The sequence below is a fragment of the Nocardioides jensenii JCM 1364 = NBRC 14755 genome (assembly GCF_001552535.1).
GTDB classification, from domain to species: domain Bacteria; phylum Actinomycetota; class Actinomycetes; order Propionibacteriales; family Nocardioidaceae; genus Nocardioides; species Nocardioides jensenii.
The window spans coordinates 1-24,065 of record NZ_BCRJ01000066.1 but is presented as its reverse complement, the minus strand read 5'-3'; the positions used below and the strand labels follow the sequence as shown (position 1 = coordinate 24,065).

Genomic DNA, 24,065 nt, shown 5'->3' with positions numbered 1-24,065 from the left:
TTTCCCGGCAGCGCTGATGAAAGGCTGGCGAGATGACCGAACTCCAACTCGCCGACCGTCGGTTCACCATCGAGCGCGCCACGGCGTCCGACGTGCCGGGACTGGTGGCGCTGCTGGCCGACGACAGCATCGGAGCAGCGCGTGAGTCGCCGGACCTGGCGCCCTACCTGACCGCGTTCCGGGAGATCGACGCCGATCCGCACCAGTACCTCGCGGCGGTGCGCGACGAGAGCGGTGACCTGGTCGCGATGTTGCAGCTGACCGTGATCCCGGGGCTCGCCCGTGCCGGCGCCAAGCGCCTGCAGATCGAAGCCTTCCGGGTCTCCTCCAGCACGCGGGGGACAGGCCTGGGCACCGCGCTGATGGAGTGGGCCGCGGCCCATGGTGCGGCGCGCGGGGCGACTCTCGCGCAGCTGACCTCGGACAAGCAGCGTGTCGACGCGCACCGCTTCTACGAGCGCCTCGGCTACGCGGCGAGCCACGAGGGCTTCAAGCGTCCGCTGGGGTGACCAGCCTCCTCAACAGTCCGAACGGTGAGTAGCCGTCAGTGCAGTCGCAGGGTGGCCACGCGACCGTCGCCACCCGCCGCCCAGCAGGTACGACGAACGCAGTCGAGCGTGTGGAACCCGGTCTCGGAGAACTGCTCCCAGCTGTGGCCACCGTCGCGGCTGATGCTGCTGCCCATGACGTCACCTGACTCGCCGACCACGACCAACGTGTTGCGCCGGCCCTGGATCCAGGCGGCGTCCTCGCCGAGGTGGGCGAGATCGCCGGCGTTGCGCCAGGTGTCGCGAGACCTGACCGCGGTGGCGTCGACACCGTCGTCGGGCGCCGAGAAGTCACCACCGACGGCAATGCCCTCGTGCGACGTACGGAAGGCCAGGCCGAAGACTCCGGCCGCCTCGCCGGCCGGGATCGTGGAGTCCTCGGCGTCCCAGGTGCGCCCGAAGTCGCTGGAGTGGAAGACCCGCGAGATGCTGCCGCCGGAGCCGAACCAGGCGTCGCGGCCCTGGATCACCAGGCAGTCGCCGCTGGCGGAGAAGTTGAACTCGCCGGTCGAGTCGGGCATGCCGGCATCGGACATCACCTGCCACGACCGGCCGCCGTCGCTGGTGCCGATGATGCGGAACGTGCCGTCGACCGGGTCGCTGACCGCGAGCCCGCGCTTGCCGCCGGGATAGAAGTCCATGCAGTTGTAGAACGCGGCCTCGTCGGTGTTGTGGAACGTCTCCTGCCAGGTGTCGCCCCCGTCGGTGGTGCGGTAGATCCGGGAGGCCTCGCCCGGGCCGATCGCCAGCACCGACGCGGAGTGCGCGCTGCTGGCCTCGACGTCGCGGAAGCCCAGGCCCGCGGTGTCGGGCGGGCTGACGTCCTGCCAGGAGTCGCCGCCGTCGGTGGTCCGCAGGATCTTGCCGGGACCGCCCTCGGTCAGACTGCTGCCGGCGATCCACGCGGTGCGGTCGTCGACCGCGTCGAGGCCGCGGAAGCTCTGGTCGGCGTCGGCCACCGACTCGCTCCACGACGGATCGGAGTCTCCGTGGTCGATCGGCGCCTGCGCCGAGGCCGGCGTACCGAACGGGAGTGCAGTCAGGACCAGGGCGGAGGTGCCGAGCAGGATGCGCATGCTTGGCACCCTGCCGCGCCGGTCGCCGCCTGTCCAGAGGCCGGGCGCAACGAATCACGGCCGGCGCGTTGCAGCGGGGAGTGCGGCGCAGGAGCGATGAATCCGCACCACATTCTCGGTCTGCCCTGGACCACCCCCAACTTCGTGGAGACCGACATGGCCGACTTGATGATCGACTACATCACCTCGCTTGACGGGTACGGCGGCGCCGAGGGCTGGCCCGGCTTCTGGGGCATGGAGAGCCCGGACTACCTTGCCTGGCTGGGAGAGCAGCCCGAGCACACCCACCTGATGGGCGCCACGACCTACCGACTGATGTCCGAGCTGACCGTCGAGGGTGAGCCCGACCCGATGGCCGATCTGCGCAAGATCGTCTTCTCCTCGACACTGACCGAGCCGCTGTTCTGGCCGAACACGACCCTGGTCTCCACCGACCCGGTCGAGACCGTCCGGCAGCTGAAGGCGACCGAGACGACGCCACTGGCGACCCTGGGCAGCCTCACCCTCGCCCGAGCGTTGCTGACCGCTGGCCTGGTGGACCGGTTCCGGGTCGTGGTCTTCCCGGTGATCACCGGGAAGACCGGCAACGAGCGCATCTACGACAACTACCCCGACGTCGCGCTCGACCTGGTCGAGAGCCGCACCTTCGACGGTGGGCAGCAGCTGCTCGACTACGTGCCGCGCCTGCTGGACGGGCCGCCCGTATCCGGCGACTGACTCGGCGGCCCCGGGTCCTAACCTGAGCACGTGGGACCCCTGATCCGCGCCGCCAGCCTGCGTGGCTTCGTGCCGCTCGCGACCGAGCTCGGGGGTGACGTCGACACGCTGCTCGGCCGTTACGGCATCGACCGCGCCGTCCTCAGCGATGACGACGGCCTGATCTCCATCACCGCCCACGACCGCATGCTCGACGCCGTCGCCGAGGAGCTCGCCTGCCCCGACCTGGGGTTGCGCCTCGCCGACCGTCAGGACCTCGGCATCCTCGGTCAGCTGGCGGTGGCCATCGAGGCGTCGCGGACCGCCGTCGAGGCCCTGGAGTGCGCGTCGCGGTTCATGTTCGTGCACAGTCCGGCGCTGAGCATCGGCATGGATGCCGACCCGTGGGGCGATCCGGACATCGTCGCGTTGACCTATCGCAAGGACCTGCGCGAGTCGCCGTACTCGCCGCAGGCGATGGAGCTCGGCCTGGGCGTCTTCCACCGCATCGCCACCAATCTGATCGGCGACGCCGCCGGGCTGCGCACCGTCGAGGTGCCCCACCAGCCGATCTCGCCGGTGAGTCGCTACCTCGAGTTCTTCGGCGCCGACGTGAAGTTCGGTCGGCCCACGGCAGCGTTGCGCGTGGAGTCCCGCCGGCTCGAGGAACACTTCGCCGGTGCCAACGAGAGCATCCGCCGACTGGCCATGGACCACCTCGCCGATCAGTACGCCGACCCGGCGCGGCTGGTGTCGGCGCAGGTGCGGGGTGCCCTGGCCGGCAGCCTGCACACCACGACGCCGGCCATCGCGAACGTGGCCCGGTTGCTCGCGGTCCACCCGCGCACGCTGCAACGACAGTTGGCCGCCGAGGGCACGACCTTCGAGAGAGTTCTCGACGGCGTACGCCGGGATGCGGCCCAGCGTTACGTCACCACCACTGAGCTGCCTCTGGGTCAGGTGGCGGCGATGGTCGGGTTCGCCGAGCAGTCCGCGCTCAGCCATGCGGTGCGGCGGTGGTTCGGCGTGAGCCCTCGCGAGCTGCGGCGTACGGCGCGGGCTTCGCGCGCCTGAACTTGTCGCGTTGGGACAAGTTTTCCGGCGCTGACCGCTGCACGCTGGTGCGCGCAACGACCCAGCGACGCAGGAAGACGGCCATGCCATGACCAAGACCGCACCGGAACAGAGCACCGATCTCGGCACGCTCGGCATCCGCACCATCCCCGAGTTCGACGGCGTCCACGATGTGTGGCCCCGCGGCGAACGACTCCGTGCTGTCCGCGAGGCGGCCACGGCGTACAAGCAGCGGTTCAAGGCGCAGGGAACGGTCCGCGCGGTGAAGTCGGTCGACATCGCCGCCGCGCCCTACCCCGTCAACTACGCCTTCCACGACGCGGTGTCCGTGCCGACCCTGCCGCTGATCTCGATGATCAACCGGATGGTCGTCGTGCAGTACGACGACTGGAACGGCACGCCGCGCACCCTCGTCTTCGAGCCGACGATGCCGGAGGGGTCGGCGGAGGCGCCGTTCTACAGCAACCTGCAGGCGCTGATGGACAAGGTGCCCGGCGCCAAGCTCATCGAGAAGCTGATGCTCAAGTACTACAACGAGCCCGACCAGGTCCTGGCCAAACTCGGCCTGACGCCCGCCGACATCGACTTCGCCACGTTCGACCACCTGCACGTGCAGGACCCTCGGATGATCCTCGGATCGACCGAGGTCATCGACGGCGAGAGCGCCCCACGCCAGCCGCTCTTCGGCGACGCGAAGATGCTGGTCCACTCCCGCGAGCTGGCCACGCTGCAGTCGCTGCACCCGATGCAGTGGGCGTGGTACGTCGACGGCGGGCTCGGAGGCGTCGACCCGGACAAGTTCGTCACCTTCGACGGTGACATCGAGCTCGGCCCCGGCATCGCCCTGCTGTGGACGCCCGGGCACACCGACGGCAACCACTCGCTGGTGATCAACACCGACGACGGCGTGTGGGTGTCCTCGGAGAACGGCATCTCCCTCGACAACTGGCAGCCCGAGCTGTCGAAGATCCCCGGTGTGCGGCGCTATCACGAGCAGTTCGGCCGCGAGATCTGCCCGAACGCCAACACCCTCGAGGACTCGCTCGACCAGTACGACTCGATGATCAAGGAGAAGACCCTGGCCGACCCGTGCAAGGACGACCCGCGCTGGCTGCAGATCCTGCCGTCGACGGAGCTGGCTCCGTGGAAGCGGTTCTGGCCGGTGGTCCCGACCTACGTGCACGGCGGCATCGAGTACGGCGTGATCATCGGCGGTCAGCAGTGAACGCGACCTCCCGAGGCGGTGGCGTCGTCACCGGGGCCGGCCGCGGGCTCGGCAAGGAGATCGCCCGGCTGCTCGTCGCGCGCGGGCACCGGGTGTTGGTCACTGACGTCGATGAGGCGACGGCTCGCGCCACCGCCGACGAGCTCGGCCACGGTGCCTTCGCGATGGCTGTCGACGTGCGTGACCACGCCCAGGTCGAGGCCGCCCGGGACGCGATCGTCGAGCGCGCCGGCGGCCTCGAGGTGTGGGTCAACAACGCCGGCGTGCTGGTCACCGGCCCGGCCTGGGAACAGGACGCGGCCGCCCGCAACCTGATGCTCGAGGTCAACGCGATCGGCACCATCAACGGCACGGTCGCGGCGATCGGCGCCATGCGCGGCCAGGGTGGCGGTCACGTGGTCAACATCGCCTCGCTGGCCGGCATCACGGCGGTCACCGGTGAGGCCGTCTATGCCGCGTCGAAGCACGCCGTCATGGGCTTCAGCCTGAGCACGGCCGCCGACCTCAAGGCGGTCGGCGTCAAGGACATCCGCATTTCGTGTGTCTGCCCCGACGGCATCTGGACCCCGATGCTGCACGACAAACTCGACGACCCGGGCTCTGCGCTGTCCTTCTCGGGCAAGCTGCTCCAGCCCGAGGAGGTCGTCGATGCGATTCGCCGGGTGCTCGACAAGCCCAAGCTCGTCTCGATCGTGCCGAAGTGGCGTGGGCTGGTCGCCCGCGCCGGCGACTTCCTCCCCGAGTTCGGCCTGGCGGCCGTGCCGCTGGTGGTCGCCCAGGGGCGACGGGTCCAGAAGAAGATGCTGGCCGCGCAGAAGAACTGATCAGAGGGGCTGATCAGAACGTGGCGGCCGCGTCGTCCCGGTCGCCGTCGGGACTGACGTTCCCGGGTGCGCCCCACCACGACACGATGCGGTCGACCACCTGGCCGCCACCGCGCGCCCACGCGATGTGGTCGTTGCTGGTGCCGGGGCGTACGTCGTCATGTTCGTAGAGCCAGCGCGTGACCGCGGCGGTGTCGAACAGTCGTCGTGCGAAGGCGTCGATCGAGCCGGCCGGGGCCATCTTGTCGTCCTCGAGCGTCACGATCAGTGACGGTGTGGCGACCCGATCCTTCGAGGGGTACGGCGTCCGTCCGGTGAGCACCATCCACGCCCACTCGCGCATCAGCGTGCGTGCGCCGGGAGCGCCGAATGCCGGTTTGGGCAGGTGGCCGAAGACCGTGGTGAGCAGTGGCACGATCAGCCCGCCCATCAGCACCAGGTGCGGGCCGGCGTACGGGTGGTGGCGGTGATGCGGCAGGGAGGCACCGACCGTGACGACGCCGTCCGCCGGCGGACAGGTCAGCTCGTGACCGACCACGAGCTGGCCGCCCAGACTGTGACCGAGCAGGAGCACCGGCCGGTCGGAGTCTTCGGCGCGCGCCGCCGCCACCGCCTCGGCGATCACCTCGATCTCATCGGCGTAGGACCAGTCGTGGTCGCGCGAGGCCGGGCGGTCGTTGGCCTCGAAACCGCGGCGGGGCAGGGCGCGGGCCGACCAGCCGCGGGCCTCGAACTCCTGGACCAGCGGGCGGTAGTAGCCCGAGCCGATGGCCATCGCGGGCGCGATCAGCACCAGTGGTGCACTCACCTGACTGCCTCCTCGGGTCCTCGGACGTACGACGACCGAGTATCGCCCGGCGCGGCAGTCGAGTGACGAGAACGTGGTGGATCACACGCATCGCCGCACGGCTAGTGTCGCGACATGGCCACCGCGACCGAGGAATCCGCACGCCGCTTCATCGCCACTCTCGAGGCCCGGGACTGGGACGCGTGGACTTCGCTGATGACCACGGATGTCGTCTACGACATGCCGCAGACCGGTGAACGTCTGCACGGACGCGATGCCTACCTCGAGTTCAACCGGACCTACCCCGGCGAGTGGCACCTCGACCCGCGCAGGGTGATCGCCGACGGCGACCATGCGGTGGTGTGGTTCGCGTGGACCCTGCGGGGCGAAGACGGCGAGGACGGGAGCGGCGACGCCCAGGCCTTCTTCGACTTCGACGGGCAAGGCCTGATCACCCACGTGACTGACTTCTGGCCCGAGCCCTACGACCCGCCGACGCGGCCCGCGGGGCTGGCCTTCGTCTCCATGGACGACTGATCGAGGCGTGATCGCGGTTCTGGGGCTGCTCGGCCTCGTCATCGGTGCGCTCGTCGGCATGGTCGGGGTCGGCGGCGTCCTGTTGCCACCCGGGCTGGTGATGCTGGGTGACCTGTCGGTGCACGAGGCGACCGCCACCAGCACCTGGGTCTTCATCTTCACAGGTGTCGTCGGCACGATCACCTACGCCAGCAGGCGCGCCATCCCGTGGGACATGCTCTGGCCCCTGGCCCTCGGCGTGGTCCCGGCCGCACTGGCCGGCGCCCTGCTCAGCTCAGTGCTGCCGGGTGCCCTGCTGTTGGTCGGACTGGCCGTGCTCACCCTCGCGGTGGGCTTCCACCAGCTGCTGCCCGGCACCCGGCATCTCGACGTCGGCGAGCTGGGCGCGGCGTCCCTCCTCCTCATCGGAGCCGGAGTCGGTCTCGGGTCTAGTCTCACCGGCACCGGCGGGCCGGTGATCCTCGTGCCGGTGCTGCTCCTGCTCGGTGTCGAGCCGTTGAAGGCGATCGCTGTCAGTCAGGCGATCCAGCTGCCGGTGGTGCTCACCGGCTCGATCGGCTTCCTCCAGGCCGGGCTGGTCGACGTACGTCTCGGCACCCTGCTCGGGCTCATCGCCGGGCTGGGTGCCGTGGCCGGCGCGATCCTCGCGACGAGGTTCCACGCCGACGGCCTGCGCAAGGTGGTCGCCTGGGCCTGCCTCGCCGCCGGGGTGCTGACGCTGGTTCGCCTGGTCGGTTAGTGGTTCTCCCGACCGGGGTCGGACCTCAGCCTCGGTAGACCCCGTCAGGGCCGGCCATGTCTCGGTACTCATACATGTCGAGGTTGGCGAGTTCGAGATTGACCACGACCCCGCGCAGCACTCCCGGTTCTTCTCCAGGTCGGTGGCGTCTTCGCCGAAGCCACCGCGGCCGAGCGTTAGCGGTCCAGCGCGGCCGCCATCCGGCGCACCGCTTCACGGAGATTGGCCTGCGAGGTGGCGTAGTTGATGCGGACGAACCCGTTGCCTCCGCTGCCGAACACGTGACCCGAGCTCAACGCCACGCGTGCCTTCTCGAGGAAGAACTGCGCGGGGCCGGACAGGTCGCTGACCACGCCGATCGACTGGTCGGCGCCGTCCTCGTGCAGGCCGAGGGATCGGCAGTCCAGCCAGGCGAGGTACGTCGCCTCCGGCAGCTTCAGCTCCGTCTCGGGCAGGGCCTCGGCCACCAGATCGGCCAGCAGGGTGCGGTTGGCGTCGAGGCCGGCCAGCAGGGCATCGAGCCAGGCGCCACCCTCCTCGAACGCGGCCACGTGGGCCATCTCCCCGAAGTGGCTGGGGCCGTGGCTGACCTCCTCGGGCAGCCGGGCCAGGTCGTCGACGGCCCCAGGCCCGGCCACGAGCAGGGCGGCCTTCAGGCCGGCCAGGTTCCAGCCCTTCGAGGCGGAGAACAACGCGAAGCCGTCCTCGGCGCCGGTGACGCTGAGGAACGGCACGAACTCGGCGCCGGGCAGCACCAGCGGAGCATGGATCTCGTCGGAGACCACGCGTACGCCGTACCTGCGCGCGAGCGCCACAACCGCCTCCAGCTCGGCGCGGGTGTGGACGACACCGGTGGGGTTGTGCGGGTTGCACAGCAACAGCACCGGCCGGGCGGAGGAGTCGAGAGCCGTGGTGAACGCGGCCTCGAGCGAGGTGAGGTCGAGTCGCCGGTCATCGCCGAGCGGCGCCTCGACGATGCGGCGGTCGGCGCTCGTGACGAACGCGTAGAACGGCGGGTAGACCGGGGAGCACACCACGACCGCGTCGCCGGGGTCACTGATCAGGCGCAACGCCTCGACGATGCCCAGCATCACGTCGGGCACGATCGCCGAGTTCTCCGGAGTGACGCCGTCCCAGCCCCAGCGCTGCGCGGCGAACGCCGCAACGGCACGGGGGTAGTCGCGTCCGCTCGGGTAGCCGGTGTCGCCGGAGTCGATGGCCGCCCGCAGTCGGTCGGCCACCGGCGGCGCGAGCGGCACGTCCATCTCGGCGACCCACAGGGGGAGCACGTCGTCGGGATGGGCGACCCACTTCGTGCTCGTGCGGGTGCGCAGCTGCTCGAGGCTCAGCTGCTCGAGCGGGTTGTCGCGGTTCGTGCCGTGCGTGCTGGTCATGCTCCCGACCGTAGCGGTCAGCGGCGAGGGACGTTGCGCATGTTGCTGCGGGCCATGCTGACCGCCTCGCCGGCGCCCTTGTTGAGCACGACCTTCGACATGGCGGTGGCGAAGCCGAAGACCTGCTCACTGGTGATCTTCGGTGGCAGCGAGAGCGCCTGCGGGTCGGTGATCACCTCCACGAGCGCCGGCCCGTCGTGTGCGAACGCGTCGCGGTAGGCCTGCTCGAGGTCGGTCGGCTTGATGACCCGTTGGGCGTGGAAGCCCATCGCCTCCGCGACCGCGGCATAGTTCGTGTCGGGCACGTCGACCCCGAAGTCGGGCAGGCCGTCGACCAGCATCTCCAGCTTCACCATGCCGAGGGTGGAGTTGTTGAACAGCACGACCTTGACCGGGATCTTCAGGGCTGCGGCGGTGATCAGCTCGCCGAGCAGCATGGACAGGCCGCCGTCGCCGGAGACCGAGATGACCTGTCGGTCGGGGTGGCTGACCTGGGCGCCGATCGCGTGGGGGAGCGCGTTCGCCATCGAGCCGTGCAGGTAGGAGCCGATCAGGCGGCGGGTGCCGAGCGGCCGGATGTAGCGGGCGGTCCACACGTTGCACATGCCGGTGTCGGCGGTGAGGATCGCGTCGTCGTCGGCGACGTCGTCGAGCACGGAGGCGGCGTACTCGGGGTGGATGGGGACCAGCTTCTCGACCTTGCGGGTGTAGGCCCCGACGGCCTTGTTCATCAGCTTGTCGTGCTTCTTGAGCATCCGGTCCAGGAACCGGGAGCTCTTCTTCGGCTCCACCAGCGGCAGCAGCGCCGCGAGGGTGGGCAGGACGTCGCCGTGCACGGGGACGTCGACCTCGGTCCGGCGTCCGATGTGCTCCGCGGCCCGGTCGACCTGTGCCGTGCGCGTGTCGGGCAGGAACTGGTCGTAGGGGAAGTCGGTGCCGAGCAGCACCAGCAGGTCCGCGTCCTCGATGCCCTCGGCGGCGGCACCGTAGCCGAGCAGCCCGGTCATCCCGATGTCGAAGGGGTTGTCGTACTGGATGAAGTCCTTGCCGCGCAGCGAGTGCCCGATCGGGGCGTTGATCCTGGCGGCCAGCTCGATCACCTCGTCGTGAGCGCCCTGCACTCCGGCGCCGGCGAAGATCGCCACCTTGTCGGCCCCGTTGATCGCCTCGGCCAGCCGCTGCAGGCTGGCCGGGGAGGGTGACAGCGAGCCCGACTCGACCGGCAGGCACGACGGTGTCGGCGCGGTCGCATCCAGATCGGCGATGTCACCCGGCAGCGTGACCACCGCGACGCCCCGCTTGGCGACCGCGTGCTGGATCGCGTCACGGACGACGCGGGGCGCCTGGTCGGTGCTGCTGACCAGCTCGGAGTAGACCGAGCACTCGGTGAAGAGCCGGTCGGGGTGGGTCTCCTGGAAGTATCCGCTGCCGATCTGGCGGCTCGGGATGTGGGAGGCCAGGGCGAGCACAGGTGCGCCGGACCGGTTCGCGTCGTACAGACCGTTGATCAGGTGCAGGTTGCCCGGACCGCAGGAGCCGGCGCACACGGCCAGCCTGCCGGTGAGCTGGGCCTCCGCCGACGCCGCGAAGGCGGCCGCCTCCTCGTGCCGCACGTGCACCCAGTCGATGCCTCCCTTGGCCGACCCGCCGCTGCGGCGCACGGCGTCGACGATCGGGTTGAGACTGTCGCCCACGATCCCGTAGATGCGTTGCACTCCGGCGGACTGCAGTTGTTCGACGAACTGGCTGGCGAGCTCCTGGGCCACGGGTGATCCTCTCGTCGGGGGTCTGGTCTGACGAGTATGCGCCGAAGGACGACCACTGGCGACAGGTCGGTGGGCGTGCCACGATCAACGAATGCCTGCGAACCCGTCCATCGCCATCATCGGGACCGGCTTCGGTGGTCTCGCCGCTGCCATCGAGCTGAAGAGGCGCGGCTTCGACGACCTCGTCATCCTCGAGAAGGCCGGCGAGGTAGGGGGCGTGTGGCGCGAGAACACCTACCCGGGCGCGGCCTGCGACGTCCCCTCGCCCTTCTACTCCTACTCGTTCGGCCGAACCCACGCTGGCCGCACCGCTTCTCCCGGCAGCCGGCGATCCTGGACTACATCCGTGGCGTCGTCGACACGTACGACCTGCGGCGCCACCTGCGGCTCGACACCGAGGTGCTCGGAGCGTCGTACGACGACCGCACCGGCCGGTGGACCGTGGAGCTCAACGACGCGGAGCCGATCGAGGTCGACGTGCTGGTGCCGGCGGTGGGTCAGCTGTCCAGGCCGGCGTACGCCGACATCCCCGGGCGCGACTCGTTCGCCGGGCAGAGCTTCCACTCCGCGGAGTGGGAGCACGACGTCGACCTGGCCGGCAAGCGGGTGGCGGTGATCGGCACCGGGGCCAGCGCGGTCCAGTTCGTGCCCCACGTGCGGGAGGAGGCCGCGCACCTGACCCTGTTCCAGCGCAGTGCGCCGTACGTCATCCCGCGCTTCGACCGCGAGTTCTCCCCGACCCACCACAAGGTCTTCGAGAAGGTGCCGGCGACCGAGCTGGCCGAACGCGGCACCTGGTACGGCGTGGTCGAGGGGCTCTCCGTCGCGTGGGTCTACTCCAAACCGCTCGCCCGCGTCCTGAAACAGGTGTCCAGGTTCCACATGCGTCGCCAGACCAAGGCCAAGCCCGGTCTCTTCGAGAAGGTCTGGCCCGACTACCCGATCGGCTGCAAGCGGATCCTGTTCGCCAACGACTACCTGCCGGCGCTGGCGCAGCCGAACGTCGACGTGGTCACCGACGCGATCACCGCGATCACGCCCACCGGCGTGACCACGGCCGACGGCACCGAGCACGAGGTCGACGTCCTGATCTGGGGCACCGGCTTCAAGGCCACCGAGTTCCTCGCGCCGATGACGATCACCGGCCCGGGTGGCCGCCGCCTCGCCGACGAGTGGGCGACCGGGGCCCACGCCTACTACGGGATGACCGTGCCCGGGTTCCCCAACCTACTGATGATGTACGGCCCCAACACGAACACCGGCGGCGGCTCGATCATCTACTTCCTCGAAGCCCAGGCGGCCCACCTCGGCGACTACGTCACCCGCCTCGCCGAGACGGGTGCGCCGTTGCAGGTGCGCGCCGCCGTCGAGCAGGCCTACGACGACCGCGTGCAGAAGGAGCTGCGCGGCAGCGTGTGGAGCCAGTGCGCGTCGTGGTACCGCCAGGCCGATGGTCGGATCACCACGAACTGGCCCTGGTTGGGCGTGCAGTACCACCGGCAGGCGAGGTTCGACGCCGACGACTACGAGTCCGTTCTCTGACTGGGTGCAGTGATCGGGCTCGACTGTCACAGATTCGCGGCGGCCGGCGTCTTGATGTCGAACCCCGACGACAGGAGAGCACGATGACCAGCACGACCCGCATCCCCGGCAAGCCCCTCGACGGCGTCTACGGCGGGATCCTCAAGTTCGCGATGAAGAAGAAGATGGGCCGCGTCCCCGAGGGCGCCGAGGTGATGTGGCACCACCCGGCGGTCTTCAAGGACACCATGAAGTTCGGCGCCAAGGTGGAGAAGTGGGACGAGCTCGACCGCACCCTGTCCTCGTTCGCCACGATGGCCGCCGCGGCCGAGATCGGCTGCAGCTTCTGCCTCGACTTCCAGTACTTCCTGGCCCATGACCTGGGACTCGACGAATCGAAGGCACGTGAGGTGCCGCGCTGGAGGGAGTCCGACGCGTTCACCCCGGTCGAGCGCCGGGTGATGGAGTACGCCGCCGCGATGTGCCAGCTGCCGGTGGCCGTGACCGACGAGCTGGCGGCCGCCCTGCTCGAGGACCTGGGCGCGGCCGGGCTGCTCGAGCTGACCTCGAGGGTCGGCATGGCGAACCTGACCGCGCGCGGCAACGTGGCCCTGGGCATCAGGTCCGCCGAGTTCGCCGAGGCGTGTGGGTTGGCACCCCTGGCCGCACCGTCGGTGCCCGTGGTCTCACCGGCATGAGTGATCGGGCATGAGCGCGGACCCGTTCGTCACCCACCGTGGGCTGCTCTTCACGGTCGCCTACGAGATGCTCGGCTCGGCGGCCGACGCCGAGGACGTCGTCCAGGAGGCGTGGCTGAAGTGGAGTCGCGTCGACCAGTCCGAGGTCCGCGACCCGCGAGCCTTCCTGGTGCGGGTGGTCACCCGTGCGGCGCTCGACCAGCTGCGGACGGCGTCCCGGCGCCGCGAGGAGTACGTCGGCCAATGGCTTCCCGAGCCGTTGTTGACCAGCCCCGACATCGCCGAGGACGTCGAGCTGGCCGACAGCCTCTCGATGGCGATGCTGCTGGTGCTCGAGACGCTGACTCCCACCCAGCGCGCGGTGTTCGTGCTGCACGACGTGTTCGACTTCGGCTACGGGGAGCTGGCCGAGGCGGTGGGCAAGTCCGAGGCCGCCGTACGCCAGATCGCCAGCCGGGCAAGGGCGCACGTCGCGGAGCGCAAGCCCCGAGGCATGGTGTCGCGGGCCGACACCGAGAGTGCCCTGGCCGCCTTCCAGCGGGCCGTGTCCACCGGAGACGTGGAGGGCCTGCTCGACATCCTCGCCCCGGACGTCGTCGTCCTCGGTGACGGCGGCGGCATCAAGCAGGCCGTGCCGAACGCGGTGCGTGGGGCCGAGAGGGTGGGCCGCCTGCTCCGGGCCGGCCTCGCCACCCTGGCCGCCGCGGCGACCAGGACCGAGACCGTGCTGGTCAACGGTTGGCCGGCCCTGGTCGTGTGGATCGACGGCGAGCTCGACAGTGTCGTCTCGCTGCGCGTCGAGGAGGGACTGGTCAGTGGGATCTATGCGCTGCGCAACCCGGAGAAGCTCTCCCGGATCCTCGAGGAGGTCGAGCTCAGTCGCTGATCGGGTGGTCCGTTCGGAGGATCAGTCGGGCCCGCCCGGAAAGGGCGGGGGACCGGTGATCGAGCAGCCGAGCGGCTCGAGGACCGCCTGCATCCGGGCGGCGCCCTCGGACGGGATCGGACCCGGCACCGGCAGCGTGCCGTCGAAGGGCTGGGCCACCAGCGTGCCCGTGTCACGGAAGAAGGACTCGAAGCCGGCGGGCGTGATCACGTTGTAGAAGTGCGCGGTGTCCGAGGCGACCCGGAACGCATGGGCGCGACCGGCCGGCAGATGGATCACGGTGCCGGCCTCGACCAGCGTCGTCGTGCCCTCGCACCACGCCTCCAGTGCGCCGTCGACCACGATGAAGGTCTCCGCCTCGCGGGCGTGGAGGTGCTGCGGGGTCATTGCGCCCCAGGCAGCCCTCTCCTCCACCAGGGCGAAGGCACCGCCCGTCTCGGGACCGCCCAGCACGATCCGGCAGAGCATGTCGACGTGGTTGTAGACGGCGGCGGCGTCGTGCGGTGCGCTGGCCACTGCGCGAAGCGAGGTCATGTGTCGAGCCTCTCGCTGATGACGCCTCGTGCCCATCCCCAGATTCGGGTAGGTCGGGTGATCAGCCCACCCCGCCGTCGTCGGCGCGGATACCGTCGACGACGTCCCTGGAGGGTGCTTCGATGGCGAAACCGGCAATCCTGGCTGTGGACGACGACCCGGGAGTCTCACGGGCCATCGCCCGCGACCTGCGCTCCCGGTACGGCGGCGCCTACAGCATCATCCGGGCCACGTCGGGTGCCGAGGCCCTGACCGCGATGACCGAGCTGGCGCTGCGCGACCGTCAGGTGGCGCTGGTCGCCTCCGACCAGCGGATGCCGCAGATGACCGGCATCGAGCTGCTCGAGCAGGTGCGGCTGCTCACGCCCGACACGAAGCTGCTCCTGCTGACGGCGTACGCCGACACGGAGGTGGCGATCAAGGCGATCAACGACATCGGCCTCGACTACTACCTGCTCAAACCGTGGGACCCGCCGGCCGAGCACCTCTATCCGGTGATCGACGACCTGCTCGACGACTGGAGCAGCGGGCACCCCGACGACACCGCGACCGTGCGGGTGGTCGGCCACCGGTGGTCCGACCGGAGCCACGAGCTCAAGACCTTCCTCGCCCGCAACCACGTGCCCTACCGGTGGCTCGACGTCGAGGCCGACGACGAGGCCCGGAGACTGCTCGGCCTCGCCGGCGGAGAAGCCGCCGACCTGCCTCTGGTGCTGGTGCCCGACCACGACACCCTGCGTACGCCGACGACGCTCGACTTGGCCGAGGCGCTCGGTCTGCGTACGCGTGCCGAGCAACCGCTCTACGACCTGTGCATTGTCGGGGGCGGCCCGGCCGGGCTGGCGGCCGCGGTCTACGCGGCCTCGGAGGGGCTGAGCACCGTCGTCGTCGAACGGGACGCCCCCGGTGGACAGGCCGGGCAGAGCGCCGCGATCGAGAACTATCTCGGTTTCCCGAAGGGGCTGACCGGTGCCGACCTGACTCATCGGGCGGTGGCCCAGGCGTCCCGGTTCGGTGCCGAGATGGTGCTCGCGCGCGACGTGGTGGGCTTCGAGAGCCGTGGCCCGGTCCGGGCGGTGCGGTTCGACAGTGGTGAGATCGAGGCGCGGGCGGTGCTGGTCGCGACCGGGGTCTCCTACCGGCGGCTGGCGGCCGAGGGGCTCGACGCGCTCGGCCTGCACGGCGCCCGCTACGGCGCGACCGCGAGCGAGGCCGTCGAGTGCGCCGGCGAGGACGTGTACGTCGTGGGGGCGGCGAACTCCGCCGGACAGGCGGTGCTGAACCTGGCCCGCTATGCCAAACGGGTGGTGCTGGTCGTGCGCGGGGACGCCCTGGAGCACACGATGTCGCAGTATCTGGTCGGCCGGATCCGCACCACGGAGAACATCGAGGTGCTGGTGGAGACCGAGGTGGTGGCGGCCCGCGGCGACGGCCACCTCGAGGCGATCACCCTGGCCGACCGGGCCGGCGGGACCACGACCGAGGTGCCGACGTCCTGGCTCTTCGTCTTCATCGGCGCGGTTCCGCACACCACGTGGCTCGGGGACGACGTGGCGCGTGACGACAAGGGATTCGTGCTGACCGGGCAGGAGCTGCTGGCCTCACCCCACGCCGAACGGTGGTCGTTGCCACGGCCGCCGTACGCCCTGGAGACGAGCGTGCCCGGAGTCTTCGCCGCGGGTGACGTGCGACTGGACTCGATGAAGCGGGTCGCCTCCGCCGTGGGTGAGGGCGCCATGTCGGTCTACCTCGTGCACCGCTACCTGGCCACGACATGAGCTTCGACGCCGTGCGGGCCATCGCACTCTTCGACGGGTTGGCTGACCAGCAGCTCCGTGACCTGCTCGCCGCCGGGGACGAGGTCGACTTCGGGGTCGGTGAGGAGCTGTTCCGTGAGGCCCGGCCGGCCGCCCACTGGTGGGTGCTGCTCGCGGGGTCGCTCGTCCTGACCCGTCACGTCGGACACGAGGAGACCGTGATGGGCAGGATGGCGACCCCCGGGCAGTGGGCCGGCGGGTTCCAGGCCTGGGACGAGCACGGCATCTACACGGCCACGGGGCGTGGAGACACGGCGGGCCGGCTGCTGCGGGTGCCGGCCGCGGGGCTCCGTGGGCTCGCCGACACGTGGTTCCCGTTCGGGGTGCACATGATCAGCGGGCTGATGAACACGGTGCGCAGCATCGAGTCGCGCACGCGTCAGCGGGAGGCGCTGGTCGCGCTCGGCACCCTGGCCGCCGGGCTGGCCCACGAGATCAACAACCCCGCCTCCGCCGCGACTCGTGCCGTGGACGCACTCGCGGAGACCTGCGAGGAGCTGCTGTCGTCGCTGACCAGCCTTGCGCAGGGCCCGATCACCGCGGGCCAGTTCGTGGAGCTGGACGCGCTGCGGCGTGAGATCGAGCCGCCGCCGGCGGTCGCCGATCCGCTGGCGGTCGCGGACCGCGAGGACGCGCTCTCCGACTGGCTGGCCGCGCACGGGGTCGAGCGGGAGTGGGAGGTCGCCTCCCACCTCGCCGCGGCCGGCGTCGACGTGGCGTGGTGCGACCGGGTGGCCACGGTGCTCGACGGCGGCCCGCTGGCCGCCGGGCTCGGATGGGTGGCCAGCTCGCTGTCCACCACGGCCCTGCTCTCGGAGGTGAAGGAGTCGACCCGGCGCATCTCCGACCTGGTGGCAGCGGTGCGGACCTACTCCCAGCTCGACCGGGCCTCGGTGCAAAGGGTGGACCTCACCGAGGGTCTGGAGAGCACCGTGGTCATGCTGGGCCACAAGCTCGGCGGCGTCACCGTGGTGCGTGACTACGGTGACGACGTACCGGAGATCGAGGCAACCGCGGCGGAGCTGAACCAGGTGTGGACGAACCTGATCGACAACGCGGTCGACGCGATGCGCGGGGCCGGCACCCTGCAGGTGTCCACGCGTGTCGACGGCGAGTCGGTCGTCGTCGAGGTCGCGGACTCCGGTGAGGGGATGAGCGCCGACGTGCAGGCGCACGCGTTCGAGCCGTTCTTCACCACCAAGGACGTCGGGCAGGGGACGGGGCTGGGGCTGGACCTCTCGCGGCGGATCGTCGTGGAGCGGCACGGGGGCGACATCGCCGTCGAGTCGGAGCCGGGACACACCGTGTTCCGGGTGCGGCTGCCGCTGCGACCACCGGCGAGTGACGCTCGGACGACGGGACCGTTGTCGGACTGAGAGCTCCCACCGACGAACGAGAAAGTTCCTCCCCGGAAGTGATGCGGATTACGCGCGCGCGTGGCCATGATGGGTCCATGTTGAGCACGATGCAGGACGAGCCCCTGTCACTTGCCACCGTTCTGCGTCATGCGATGACGCAGAAGGCCGACTCGGAGGTCTCCACCTGGACCGGGTCCGGCATGCGGCGGATGACCTTCGGCGAGCTGGGTCTGCAGGCCGGCCGGCTGGCCAACGCACTTCGTGGCCTCGGCGTCGGGCAGACCGACCGCGTGGGCACCTTCATGTGGAACAACAACGAGCATCTCGTTGCCTACAACGCGATTCCGGCGATGGGCTCGGTGCTGCACGCCCTCAACATCCGACTTTTCCCCGAGCAGCTCACCTTCGTGGCCAACCATGCCGAGGACAAGGTCGTCATCGTCGACGGCTCCCTGCTGCCGCTCTTCGGCCCACTGCTGCCGGGCCTGACCTCGGTCAAGCACGTGATCGTGGCCAACGGCGACGCGAGCGCCCTGGAGGCGCCGGCCGGTGTCGAGGTCCACCCGTACGACGAGTTGCTCGCGGCCCAGTCCGAGGAGTTCGACTTCCCGGTCGTCGACGAGCGGATGGCCGCGGCGATGTGCTACACCTCGGGCACCACGGGTGAGCCGAAGGGCGTGGCCTACTCCCACCGCTCGAGCGTGCTGCACTCCATGCAGGTGTGCACCGCCGACGGCATGTCGTTGTCCCAACGCGATGACGTGCTGACCATCGTGCCGATGTTCCACGCCAACGCCTGGGGCATTCCGTACGCCGCGCTCATGTGTGGAGCCTCGCTGCTGATGCCCGACCGGTTCCTCCAGCCCGAGCCGGTGCTCGAGATGATGGCGGTCGAGAAGCCCACCTTCGCAGCGGCGGTCCCCACGATCTGGACCGGGGTGCTCGGTCAGCTGTCGGCGAAGCCGCAGGACATCAGCCACCTGCGCCAGGTGATCGTCGGCGGCTCCGCGGTGCCCCCGGCGCTGATGAAGGCGTTCGACGAGCAGCACCACGTGCCGATCCTGCACGCCTGGGGGATGACGGAGACCTCACCCCTCGGCTCGGTGGCCCACCCGCCGGCGAAGGCGACCGACGAGGAGGCGTGGAGCTACCGGATCAGCCAGGGTCAGTTCGGCCCGGCGGTGCAGGCGAGGCTGATCGACGACGACGGCAACGTGGTCCCCAAGGACGGCAAGAGTCTCGGCGAGCTCGAGGTGAAGGGGCCGTGGATCGCCGGGTCCTACTACTCGCCCGACGGCCGGCCCGTGGAGCCGGAGAAGTTCCACGACGGCTGGCTGCGCACCGGCGACGTCGGCAAGATCACCGCCAACGGCTTCCTCACCCTGGTCGACCGCTCGAAGGACGTGATCAAGTCCGGCGGCGAGTGGATCTCGTCGGTCGATCTGGAGAACGCCGTGATGTCGCACCCGGACGTGCTTGAGGCGGCGGTCATCGGGGTGCCTGACCCGTCGTGGGACGAGCGGCCGTTGGTGGCGGTGGTGTTGAAGGAGGGCGCCAGCTCCGACGCCGAGGCGCTGCGTGCCTCGCTCTCCGACCGGTTCGCCAAGTGGCAGCTGCCCGAGCACTGGGCGTTCATCGCCGAGGTGCCCAAGACCAGCGTGGGCAAGTTCGACAAGAAGGTGATCCGCGCCCAGCACGCCGCCGGCGAGCTCGAGGTGGTCGAGCTGGAGGGCCCCCGGTCGCACTGAGGTCTCCGCCCATGTTCGTCTCCATCCCACCCAGGTAGAACGGATCAGACATGCCCTTCGAGAACGCCACCTTCACCTCACCGGTCGACGGCACCACGCTGGCGACGTACGCCTGGGACGCCGTGGCGCAACCGCGTGCCGTCGTCCAGCTGGCCCACGGGGTCGCCGAGCACTCGGCCCGCTACGACCGGCTGGCCACGGCGTTGAACGCCGCCGGCTACCTCGTGCGCGCGCTCGACCACCGGGGCCACGGCAGGTCGATCACCGAGGTCCCGGGTGACTTCGGTGCCGCGGGGTTCGAGGGCCTGATCACCGATCTGGCGGCGTACGGCGCCCAGCTGCGCGCGGACCACGCCGACCTGCCGTTGTTCCTGGTCGCCCACTCGATGGGTTCGTTCGCGGCCCAGGCCGTGATCCTCGAGCACAGCACGCAGTACGCCGGCGTGGTGCTGACCGGTTCGTCCGCGCTCGACGTGCTCGCGGCCGGCCTGGCCCAGTCCGAGGGACCGATCGGGCTGGAGGCGTTCAACGCCGCGTTCGAGGATCGCACCGGCTACGAGTGGCTCTCCCGCGACGAGGCCGAGGTCGACGCCTATGTGGCCGACCCCCTGTCCGGGTTCGACCTGCCCGAGGAGACCATCCCGGCCCTGTTCGGCCCGGCCGAGCGGCTCGCCGACCCGTCAGCGGTGCGCAGTGACCTGCCGATCCTGGTCGCGTCCGGCAGCGCGGACCCGTTGGCCGGTGGCGGTGACCTGGTCCAGCTGCTCGGTCAGCGCTACCGCGACGCGGGGCTGACTGACGTGACCGTCCGGGTGTACGACGAGGCGCGCCACGAGATCTTCAACGAGACCAACCGCGACGAGGTCACCGCCGACGTGATCGGCTGGCTCGACCAGCACGCCTGACCTGGGAGGAGCGGCGGCGTGCGCCTCGGTGCGGGCCTGCCGCCACGCCGGATGGCACACGGAGCTCAGCCGAGATGGTCGTTGGGGGCATCGGCGGTCGAGGGCTCCCACGCGAAACCGTCGGGGTCGGTGAACGCGCCGGCCGAGGTGCCGATCGCGATGCGGTGCGATCCCTCGCCCACGGCGTCGACGCCGGCCACCTTGGCCAGTGCCTTGCGGCCGTTGAGCGCCAGCGTCACGCGGCCGGTGCCGGCCTCGAACTCGACGTACTTGCGGCCGAAACTCTTCGCGACCTTGAGGCCCTGCTGCTCGTAGAACCCCTTGCTCGCCAGCACGTCGTCGGCACCGATCAGCAGCACGACGGAGTCGATCTCGCGGGTGGCCGGGCCCGTGTTCTTCTTCGACGAGGAGGCGACCTGCCAGATCGTGCCGTCGGGCGCGCGGAGGACTCCGCCGTAGCCCCAGAACGACTTGGCGACCGGCTTGAGCACCGTGGCGCCGGCCTCGATCGCGGTCTCTGCCAGGGCGTCCACGTCGGCGGGCTGGGAGGTGATGAGGGACAGCGTGCAGCCGCGGAACCCGGAGGTTGCGGCGTCACCGGCGCGCAGTCGCAGCAGGCTGTCCGGGCCGGCGAGCCCGAAGGCGGCGTCGTAGAAGTCGGTGGCGGCGGCCGGGTCGGCCACCTCGAGGGTGATGGTGTCGATGGAGGTCATGACGGCAACGCTAGGCCCGCAACCGACGGCGTCGCTTCTCGATTCCTGACCGAGCTGTCGTGAGTTCGCTGACCCGTCGTGAGTTCGGGCTGACCCGTCGTGAATTCGGAGTGACCTGTCGTGAGTTCGGGCTGCCTGGACCCGGCGAACTGCCCGTTGGAATGGACAGCTCAGGCGAAGACGGTGACCAGCTGCGACTCGGCTGCGTCAAGGTAGGCGGCCAACGACTGGGCTGCCGCCTCGAACTCACCGGCTGCGACATGGGTCAGCAGTCGACGGTTGTCGTTGAGGTAGGGCTCGTGGAAGGTCTGCGGCGCGGCCATGACGTGGAAGACCAGACGCAGCTCGGCCAGCACGTGCCGCATCGCCTCGTCGACGCGAGGGCTCTGGGCGAAGAGGGCGATCGCCTGGTGGAAGGCCATGTTGGCGGTTCCGACGTCGACCCAGTTGCCGGCTGCCGCGGCTGACTCGCCGGCCTCGACGGCCCGGCGTACGGCGTCCACTGCGGTGCCGCGTGCGGACTCGTCGGTCGCGTGGGCATGACGTAGCGCGCCACACTCGAGGATGCGGCGGAACGCGTAGAGGTCGTGCACGTCGTCGGCCTCGAGCTTGCGGACGAAGACACCGCGGTTGAACTCGTGGACCAGCAGTCGCTCGTGGGCGAGCAGCCGGAACGCCTCGCGCAAGGTGTTGCGGGAGACCCCCAGCGCGGCCCCGATCTCCTCCTCGGAGAGGCGGGTTCCGGGGGCGAGCCGGCCTTCGGTGATGCGGGTGCGGAGCACGTCGGCGACCCGTCGAGCCGTGCTGGCTCGACCCAGTGCGGCGCGCTCGGCACCGAGTTCCTCGACCCACCCGTTCGTCGTCACGGGCACAGTCTAGTCAGATCCAGGTATTGACGAATTGTTCAACAATCCCTCATTCTGGTGTGACCCCCATCTCTACGAGCACAGCCCGAGGGCAGCGACCAGGTCAGACCCGACCCCGACAGCAAGGCGAGTTCATGGACAACGACACGACGACCACCAGGCCGCCGGGCGCCGCAGCGCACGCCGGGCGGGGAGCACTGCTCGGGGCCATGTTCCTGATGGCGACCAGTGCGATCGGCCCCGGCTTCATCACGCAGACCACCGTCTTCACCGAGCAGCTCGGCGCGGCGTTCGCGTTCGCGATCCTGCTCTCCATCGTCGTCGACATCGCGGTCCAGCTGAACGTGTGGCGCGTCATCGGCATCGCCGGCATGCACGCCCAGGACCTCGCCAACAAAGTGGTCCCCGGTGCCGGCTGGTTCCTGGCCGTCCTGGTGTTCCTCGGCGGCCTGATCTTCAACATCGGCAACATCGGCGGCACCGCGCTGGGCATGAACGCGATGTTCGGCCTCGACGTGAAGATCGGCGGCGCCATCTCGGCGATCATCGCGATCGGCATCTTCCTCAGCCGCCGCGCCGGCGTCGCCATGGACCGCATCGTCGTGGTGCTCGGCGTGCTGATGATCGGCATGGTGCTCTACGCCGCGATCGCCTCGGACCCGCCCGCCGGCGAGGCACTCAAGCAGACCGTGCTCCCCGGCAATGTCGACTTCCTGATCATCACCACGCTCATCGGCGGCACCGTCGGCGGCTACATCACGTACGCCGGCGCGCACCGCCTGGTCGACTCCGGGATCACCGGGACCGACAGCATCCGGATGATCAGCCGCGGATCGGTCACCGGCATCCTGGTCACCGGTGTCATGCGAGCGCTGCTCTTCCTGGCCATCCTTGGCGTCGTCTCCGGTGGCGTGGCACTGTCCGAGGCCAACCCGACGGCGTCCGCGTTCGAGCACGTGATGGGCGACGTCGGCGTCCGTGTCTTCGGGGTGATCCTGTGGGCGGCCAGCATCACCTCGGTGGTCGGAGCGTCCTACACGTCCGTGTCCTTCTTCTCGGGTGCCTTCAAGGGCTCGGGCAGGAACCGCAACTACGCCGTCGTCGCGTTCATCGCGGCGTGCGCGGTGGCGTTCCTCGCCCTCGGCAAGGCGCCGGTCACGCTCCTGGTTCTCGCCGGTGCCCTCAACGGCCTGATCCTGCCGGTCGGCCTGGCTGTCATCCTGTGGGTGGCCTTCCGGCGCTCCGGCGACCTGCTGGGTGGCTACCACTACCCGAGGTGGCTGCTGGCGGCCGGTGTGCTTGTCTGGATGCTGACGATCTACCTCGGCTGGGAGTCGCTGGGCGGGATCAAGGACCTGTGGTGACCGAGATGACCGACCTGACGATCGACCTCAACGCCGACCTCGGCGAGAGCTTCGGCCAGTGGACCCTCGGCGACGACGACGCACTGCTGGACCTGGTCACCAGCGCCAACGTGGCGTGCGGCTTCCACGCCGGCGACCCCTCGGTGCTGCGCCGGGTCTGCGGCCGGGCCGCGGAACGCGGCGTCGCCATCGGCGCCCAGGTGGGCTACCGGGATCTTGCCGGGTTCGGGCGGCGTTTCATCGACATGGAGCCGGCCGCGCTGACCGACGACGTGCTCTACCAGATCGGCGCCCTGGAGGCCTTCGCCCGCGTGGCCGGCAGCCGGGTCCGCTACGTCAAGCCGCACGGCGCGCTCTACAACGCGATCGTGCACCACGAGGAGCAGGCGGCTGCGGTCGTCGAGGCGGTCCGTCTCTATGACCCGACGCTCCCCGTGCTCGGGTTGCCGGGCTCGGCCTGGCTGCGGCTCGCGGAGGAGGCGGGGCTGGCCGTCGTCCGCGAGGCGTTCGCCGACCGCGCCTACAACCCGGACGGCACGCTGGTCTCCCGCCGCCTGCCCGGTGCCGTGCTGCACGACCCCAGCGAGGTGGCCAGCCGTAGCGTGCAGATGGTGACCGAGCACCAGGTCGAGGCCGTCGACGGCTCGACCGTCGGCGTCGACGCCGACTCCCTGTGCGTGCACGGCGACAACCCCGAGGCCGTCGTGATGGCGGCCAAGGTGCTGCGCCACCTTGAGCAGGCCGGTGTCGAGGTCCGGTCGTTCGTCGAGGTCGAGGCGACCGGGCGATGAAGCTGCTGCCGTGCGCCGATCAGGGCCTGCTGGTCGAGCTCGACGACCTCGACCAGGTCCTTGCGTTGTACGCCGAGCTGGTCGACGCGCCGCCCGAGGGCGTGGTCGACCTGGTCCCCGCGGCCCGCACCCTCCTGCTGCGCACGGACCCCACACGCACTGATCTGCGGCGCGTCGCGCGGGCCGTGGTCGAAGCCG

24 protein-coding genes and 1 pseudogene are annotated in these 24,065 nt (G+C 70.2%); 18 read left to right on the top strand and 7 right to left on the bottom strand.

Going from position 1 to position 24,065, the window contains the following annotated elements:
• Positions 1-32 precede the first annotated feature (32 nt).
• Positions 33-509 (top strand): GNAT family N-acetyltransferase, encoded by a 477-nt coding sequence (locus NJ4_RS14625; protein ID WP_067436542.1) that lies wholly within the window; start codon positions 33-35, stop codon positions 507-509.
• A 35-nt stretch (positions 510-544) separates the two neighbouring features.
• Here the strand turns inward: NJ4_RS14625 and NJ4_RS14620 are convergent, their stop codons facing one another.
• Entirely contained in the window at positions 545-1,624 is a 1,080-nt protein-coding gene (locus NJ4_RS14620) for a WD40/YVTN/BNR-like repeat-containing protein (RefSeq protein ID WP_082748659.1), read from the bottom strand.
• Between the two features lie 96 nt (positions 1,625-1,720).
• On the opposite strand from NJ4_RS14620, the gene NJ4_RS14615 reads away from it, so the two are divergent.
• From NJ4_RS14615 to NJ4_RS14600, 4 genes are all read left to right on the top strand, one after another.
• Complete coding sequence (locus NJ4_RS14615; RefSeq protein WP_217996875.1) at positions 1,721-2,341, top strand: dihydrofolate reductase family protein; 621 nt, start codon at positions 1,721-1,723, stop codon at positions 2,339-2,341.
• A gap of 30 nt (positions 2,342-2,371) precedes the next feature.
• Positions 2,372-3,394, top strand: a complete 1,023-nt coding sequence (locus NJ4_RS14610; protein ID WP_067436539.1) for an AraC family transcriptional regulator — start codon at positions 2,372-2,374, stop codon at positions 3,392-3,394.
• 88 nt (positions 3,395-3,482) lie between these two features.
• Positions 3,483-4,619 carry a hypothetical protein gene (locus tag NJ4_RS14605; RefSeq protein WP_067436536.1) on the top strand — a complete coding sequence of 379 codons (1,137 nt, stop codon included), beginning with the start codon at positions 3,483-3,485 and terminating at the stop codon, positions 4,617-4,619.
• On the top strand, positions 4,616-5,443 hold the full coding sequence (locus NJ4_RS14600; protein WP_067436533.1) for an SDR family oxidoreductase: 828 nt from the start codon (positions 4,616-4,618) through the stop codon (positions 5,441-5,443). Before NJ4_RS14605 ends, NJ4_RS14600 begins: the two co-directional genes overlap by 4 nt.
• Positions 5,444-5,456: 13 nt before the next feature.
• Here NJ4_RS14600 and NJ4_RS14595 read toward each other — a convergent pair whose 3' ends face one another.
• The gene (locus tag NJ4_RS14595) at positions 5,457-6,251 is read right to left on the bottom strand and encodes an alpha/beta fold hydrolase (RefSeq protein WP_082748657.1); all 795 of its coding nucleotides are present in this window, start codon (positions 6,249-6,251) and stop codon (positions 5,457-5,459) included.
• Positions 6,252-6,365: 114 nt separating this feature from the next.
• On the opposite strand from NJ4_RS14595, the gene NJ4_RS14590 reads away from it, so the two are divergent.
• Positions 6,366-6,767, top strand: a complete 402-nt coding sequence (locus NJ4_RS14590; RefSeq protein ID WP_067436530.1) for a nuclear transport factor 2 family protein — start codon at positions 6,366-6,368, stop codon at positions 6,765-6,767.
• 7 nt (positions 6,768-6,774) lie between these two features.
• Entirely contained in the window at positions 6,775-7,506 is a 732-nt protein-coding gene (locus tag NJ4_RS14585) for a sulfite exporter TauE/SafE family protein (protein WP_067436527.1), read from the top strand.
• 176 nt (positions 7,507-7,682) lie between these two features.
• On the opposite strand, the gene NJ4_RS14580 is transcribed toward NJ4_RS14585, so the two are convergent.
• Both NJ4_RS14580 and NJ4_RS14575 read right to left on the bottom strand, forming a co-directional pair.
• The gene (locus tag NJ4_RS14580; protein ID WP_067436525.1) at positions 7,683-8,900 is read right to left on the bottom strand and encodes a MalY/PatB family protein; all 1,218 of its coding nucleotides are present in this window, start codon (positions 8,898-8,900) and stop codon (positions 7,683-7,685) included.
• A gap of 17 nt (positions 8,901-8,917) precedes the next feature.
• A complete protein-coding gene (locus NJ4_RS14575; protein WP_067436522.1) occupies positions 8,918-10,666 on the bottom strand; it encodes a pyruvate dehydrogenase in 1,749 nt (582 codons plus the stop codon).
• Between the two features lie 91 nt (positions 10,667-10,757).
• On the opposite strand from NJ4_RS14575, the pseudogene NJ4_RS27195 reads away from it, so the two are divergent.
• From NJ4_RS27195 to NJ4_RS14560, 4 genes and pseudogenes are all read left to right on the top strand, one after another.
• Positions 10,758-10,874: pseudogene (locus NJ4_RS27195) on the top strand (NAD(P)-binding protein); the annotation flags it as partial.
• Positions 10,875-10,885: 11 nt separating this feature from the next.
• Complete coding sequence (locus tag NJ4_RS14570) at positions 10,886-12,208, top strand: flavin-containing monooxygenase (RefSeq protein WP_217996874.1); 1,323 nt, start codon at positions 10,886-10,888, stop codon at positions 12,206-12,208.
• A gap of 83 nt (positions 12,209-12,291) precedes the next feature.
• Complete coding sequence (locus NJ4_RS14565; protein ID WP_067436518.1) at positions 12,292-12,885, top strand: carboxymuconolactone decarboxylase family protein; 594 nt, start codon at positions 12,292-12,294, stop codon at positions 12,883-12,885.
• A 10-nt stretch (positions 12,886-12,895) separates the two neighbouring features.
• A complete protein-coding gene (locus NJ4_RS14560; RefSeq protein WP_067436515.1) occupies positions 12,896-13,771 on the top strand; it encodes an RNA polymerase sigma-70 factor in 876 nt (291 codons plus the stop codon).
• 21 nt (positions 13,772-13,792) lie between these two features.
• Here NJ4_RS14560 and NJ4_RS14555 read toward each other — a convergent pair whose 3' ends face one another.
• Positions 13,793-14,305, bottom strand: coding sequence for a cupin domain-containing protein (locus NJ4_RS14555; protein WP_067436512.1), 513 nt, complete (start codon positions 14,303-14,305; stop codon positions 13,793-13,795).
• A 122-nt stretch (positions 14,306-14,427) separates the two neighbouring features.
• Here NJ4_RS14555 and NJ4_RS14550 point away from each other — a divergent pair, with 122 nt between their 5' ends.
• The 4 genes from NJ4_RS14550 to NJ4_RS14535 all read left to right on the top strand — a co-directional run bounded on the left by NJ4_RS14550 (position 14,428) and on the right by NJ4_RS14535 (position 20,133).
• Positions 14,428-16,083: an FAD-dependent oxidoreductase gene (locus NJ4_RS14550; RefSeq protein WP_067436509.1), complete on the top strand. Its 1,656-nt coding sequence runs from the start codon at positions 14,428-14,430 to the stop codon at positions 16,081-16,083.
• Positions 16,080-17,498: an ATP-binding protein gene (locus tag NJ4_RS14545; protein WP_067436506.1), complete on the top strand. Its 1,419-nt coding sequence runs from the start codon at positions 16,080-16,082 to the stop codon at positions 17,496-17,498. Before NJ4_RS14550 ends, NJ4_RS14545 begins: the two co-directional genes overlap by 4 nt.
• Before the next feature lie 77 nt (positions 17,499-17,575).
• The gene (locus NJ4_RS14540) at positions 17,576-19,228 is read left to right on the top strand and encodes a long-chain fatty acid--CoA ligase (protein WP_067436503.1); all 1,653 of its coding nucleotides are present in this window, start codon (positions 17,576-17,578) and stop codon (positions 19,226-19,228) included.
• 50 nt (positions 19,229-19,278) lie between these two features.
• Positions 19,279-20,133, top strand: coding sequence for an alpha/beta fold hydrolase (locus NJ4_RS14535; RefSeq protein ID WP_067436500.1), 855 nt, complete (start codon positions 19,279-19,281; stop codon positions 20,131-20,133).
• Positions 20,134-20,198: 65 nt separating this feature from the next.
• On the opposite strand, the gene NJ4_RS14530 is transcribed toward NJ4_RS14535, so the two are convergent.
• Both NJ4_RS14530 and NJ4_RS14525 read right to left on the bottom strand, forming a co-directional pair.
• Positions 20,199-20,846, bottom strand: a complete 648-nt coding sequence (locus tag NJ4_RS14530; protein WP_067436497.1) for a VOC family protein — start codon at positions 20,844-20,846, stop codon at positions 20,199-20,201.
• Between the two features lie 170 nt (positions 20,847-21,016).
• The gene (locus NJ4_RS14525; protein WP_067436494.1) at positions 21,017-21,712 is read right to left on the bottom strand and encodes a GntR family transcriptional regulator; all 696 of its coding nucleotides are present in this window, start codon (positions 21,710-21,712) and stop codon (positions 21,017-21,019) included.
• A gap of 134 nt (positions 21,713-21,846) precedes the next feature.
• On the opposite strand from NJ4_RS14525, the gene NJ4_RS14520 reads away from it, so the two are divergent.
• From NJ4_RS14520 to NJ4_RS14510, 3 genes are all read left to right on the top strand, one after another.
• Positions 21,847-23,076 (top strand): NRAMP family divalent metal transporter, encoded by a 1,230-nt coding sequence (locus NJ4_RS14520; RefSeq protein WP_067436491.1) that lies wholly within the window; start codon positions 21,847-21,849, stop codon positions 23,074-23,076.
• A gap of 5 nt (positions 23,077-23,081) precedes the next feature.
• Positions 23,082-23,867, top strand: a complete 786-nt coding sequence (locus NJ4_RS14515) for a LamB/YcsF family protein (RefSeq protein WP_067436635.1) — start codon at positions 23,082-23,084, stop codon at positions 23,865-23,867.
• Positions 23,864-24,065: carboxyltransferase domain-containing protein (locus NJ4_RS14510; protein ID WP_157551145.1), on the top strand; the 202-nt coding region annotated here is incomplete at its 3' end. The genes NJ4_RS14515 and NJ4_RS14510, both read left to right, overlap by 4 nt.

What these genes read in the sequence shown, in the direction of transcription:
- NJ4_RS14605 (WP_067436536.1), top strand. Translation starts at nt 3,483, where the DNA reads ATGACCAAGACCGCACCGGAACAGAGCACCGATCTCGGCACGCTCGGC.
- NJ4_RS14520 (WP_067436491.1), top strand. Translation starts at nt 21,847, where the DNA reads ATGGACAACGACACGACGACCACCAGGCCGCCGGGCGCCGCAGCGCAC.
- NJ4_RS14535 (WP_067436500.1), top strand. Translation starts at nt 19,279, where the DNA reads ATGCCCTTCGAGAACGCCACCTTCACCTCACCGGTCGACGGCACCACG.
- NJ4_RS14615 (WP_217996875.1), top strand. Translation starts at nt 1,721, where the DNA reads ATGAATCCGCACCACATTCTCGGTCTGCCCTGGACCACCCCCAACTTC.
- NJ4_RS14530 (WP_067436497.1), bottom strand. Translation starts at nt 20,846, where the DNA reads ATGACCTCCATCGACACCATCACCCTCGAGGTGGCCGACCCGGCCGCC.
- NJ4_RS14550 (WP_067436509.1), top strand. Translation starts at nt 14,428, where the DNA reads ATGGCGAAACCGGCAATCCTGGCTGTGGACGACGACCCGGGAGTCTCA.
- NJ4_RS14540 (WP_067436503.1), top strand. Translation starts at nt 17,576, where the DNA reads ATGTTGAGCACGATGCAGGACGAGCCCCTGTCACTTGCCACCGTTCTG.
- NJ4_RS14515 (WP_067436635.1), top strand. Translation starts at nt 23,082, where the DNA reads ATGACCGACCTGACGATCGACCTCAACGCCGACCTCGGCGAGAGCTTC.
- NJ4_RS14620 (WP_082748659.1), bottom strand. Translation starts at nt 1,624, where the DNA reads ATGCGCATCCTGCTCGGCACCTCCGCCCTGGTCCTGACTGCACTCCCG.
- NJ4_RS14625 (WP_067436542.1), top strand. Translation starts at nt 33, where the DNA reads ATGACCGAACTCCAACTCGCCGACCGTCGGTTCACCATCGAGCGCGCC.
- NJ4_RS14555 (WP_067436512.1), bottom strand. Translation starts at nt 14,305, where the DNA reads ATGACCTCGCTTCGCGCAGTGGCCAGCGCACCGCACGACGCCGCCGCC.
- NJ4_RS14565 (WP_067436518.1), top strand. Translation starts at nt 12,292, where the DNA reads ATGACCAGCACGACCCGCATCCCCGGCAAGCCCCTCGACGGCGTCTAC.
- NJ4_RS14560 (WP_067436515.1), top strand. Translation starts at nt 12,896, where the DNA reads ATGAGCGCGGACCCGTTCGTCACCCACCGTGGGCTGCTCTTCACGGTC.
- NJ4_RS14580 (WP_067436525.1), bottom strand. Translation starts at nt 8,900, where the DNA reads ATGACCAGCACGCACGGCACGAACCGCGACAACCCGCTCGAGCAGCTG.
- NJ4_RS14545 (WP_067436506.1), top strand. Translation starts at nt 16,080, where the DNA reads ATGAGCTTCGACGCCGTGCGGGCCATCGCACTCTTCGACGGGTTGGCT.
- NJ4_RS14590 (WP_067436530.1), top strand. Translation starts at nt 6,366, where the DNA reads ATGGCCACCGCGACCGAGGAATCCGCACGCCGCTTCATCGCCACTCTC.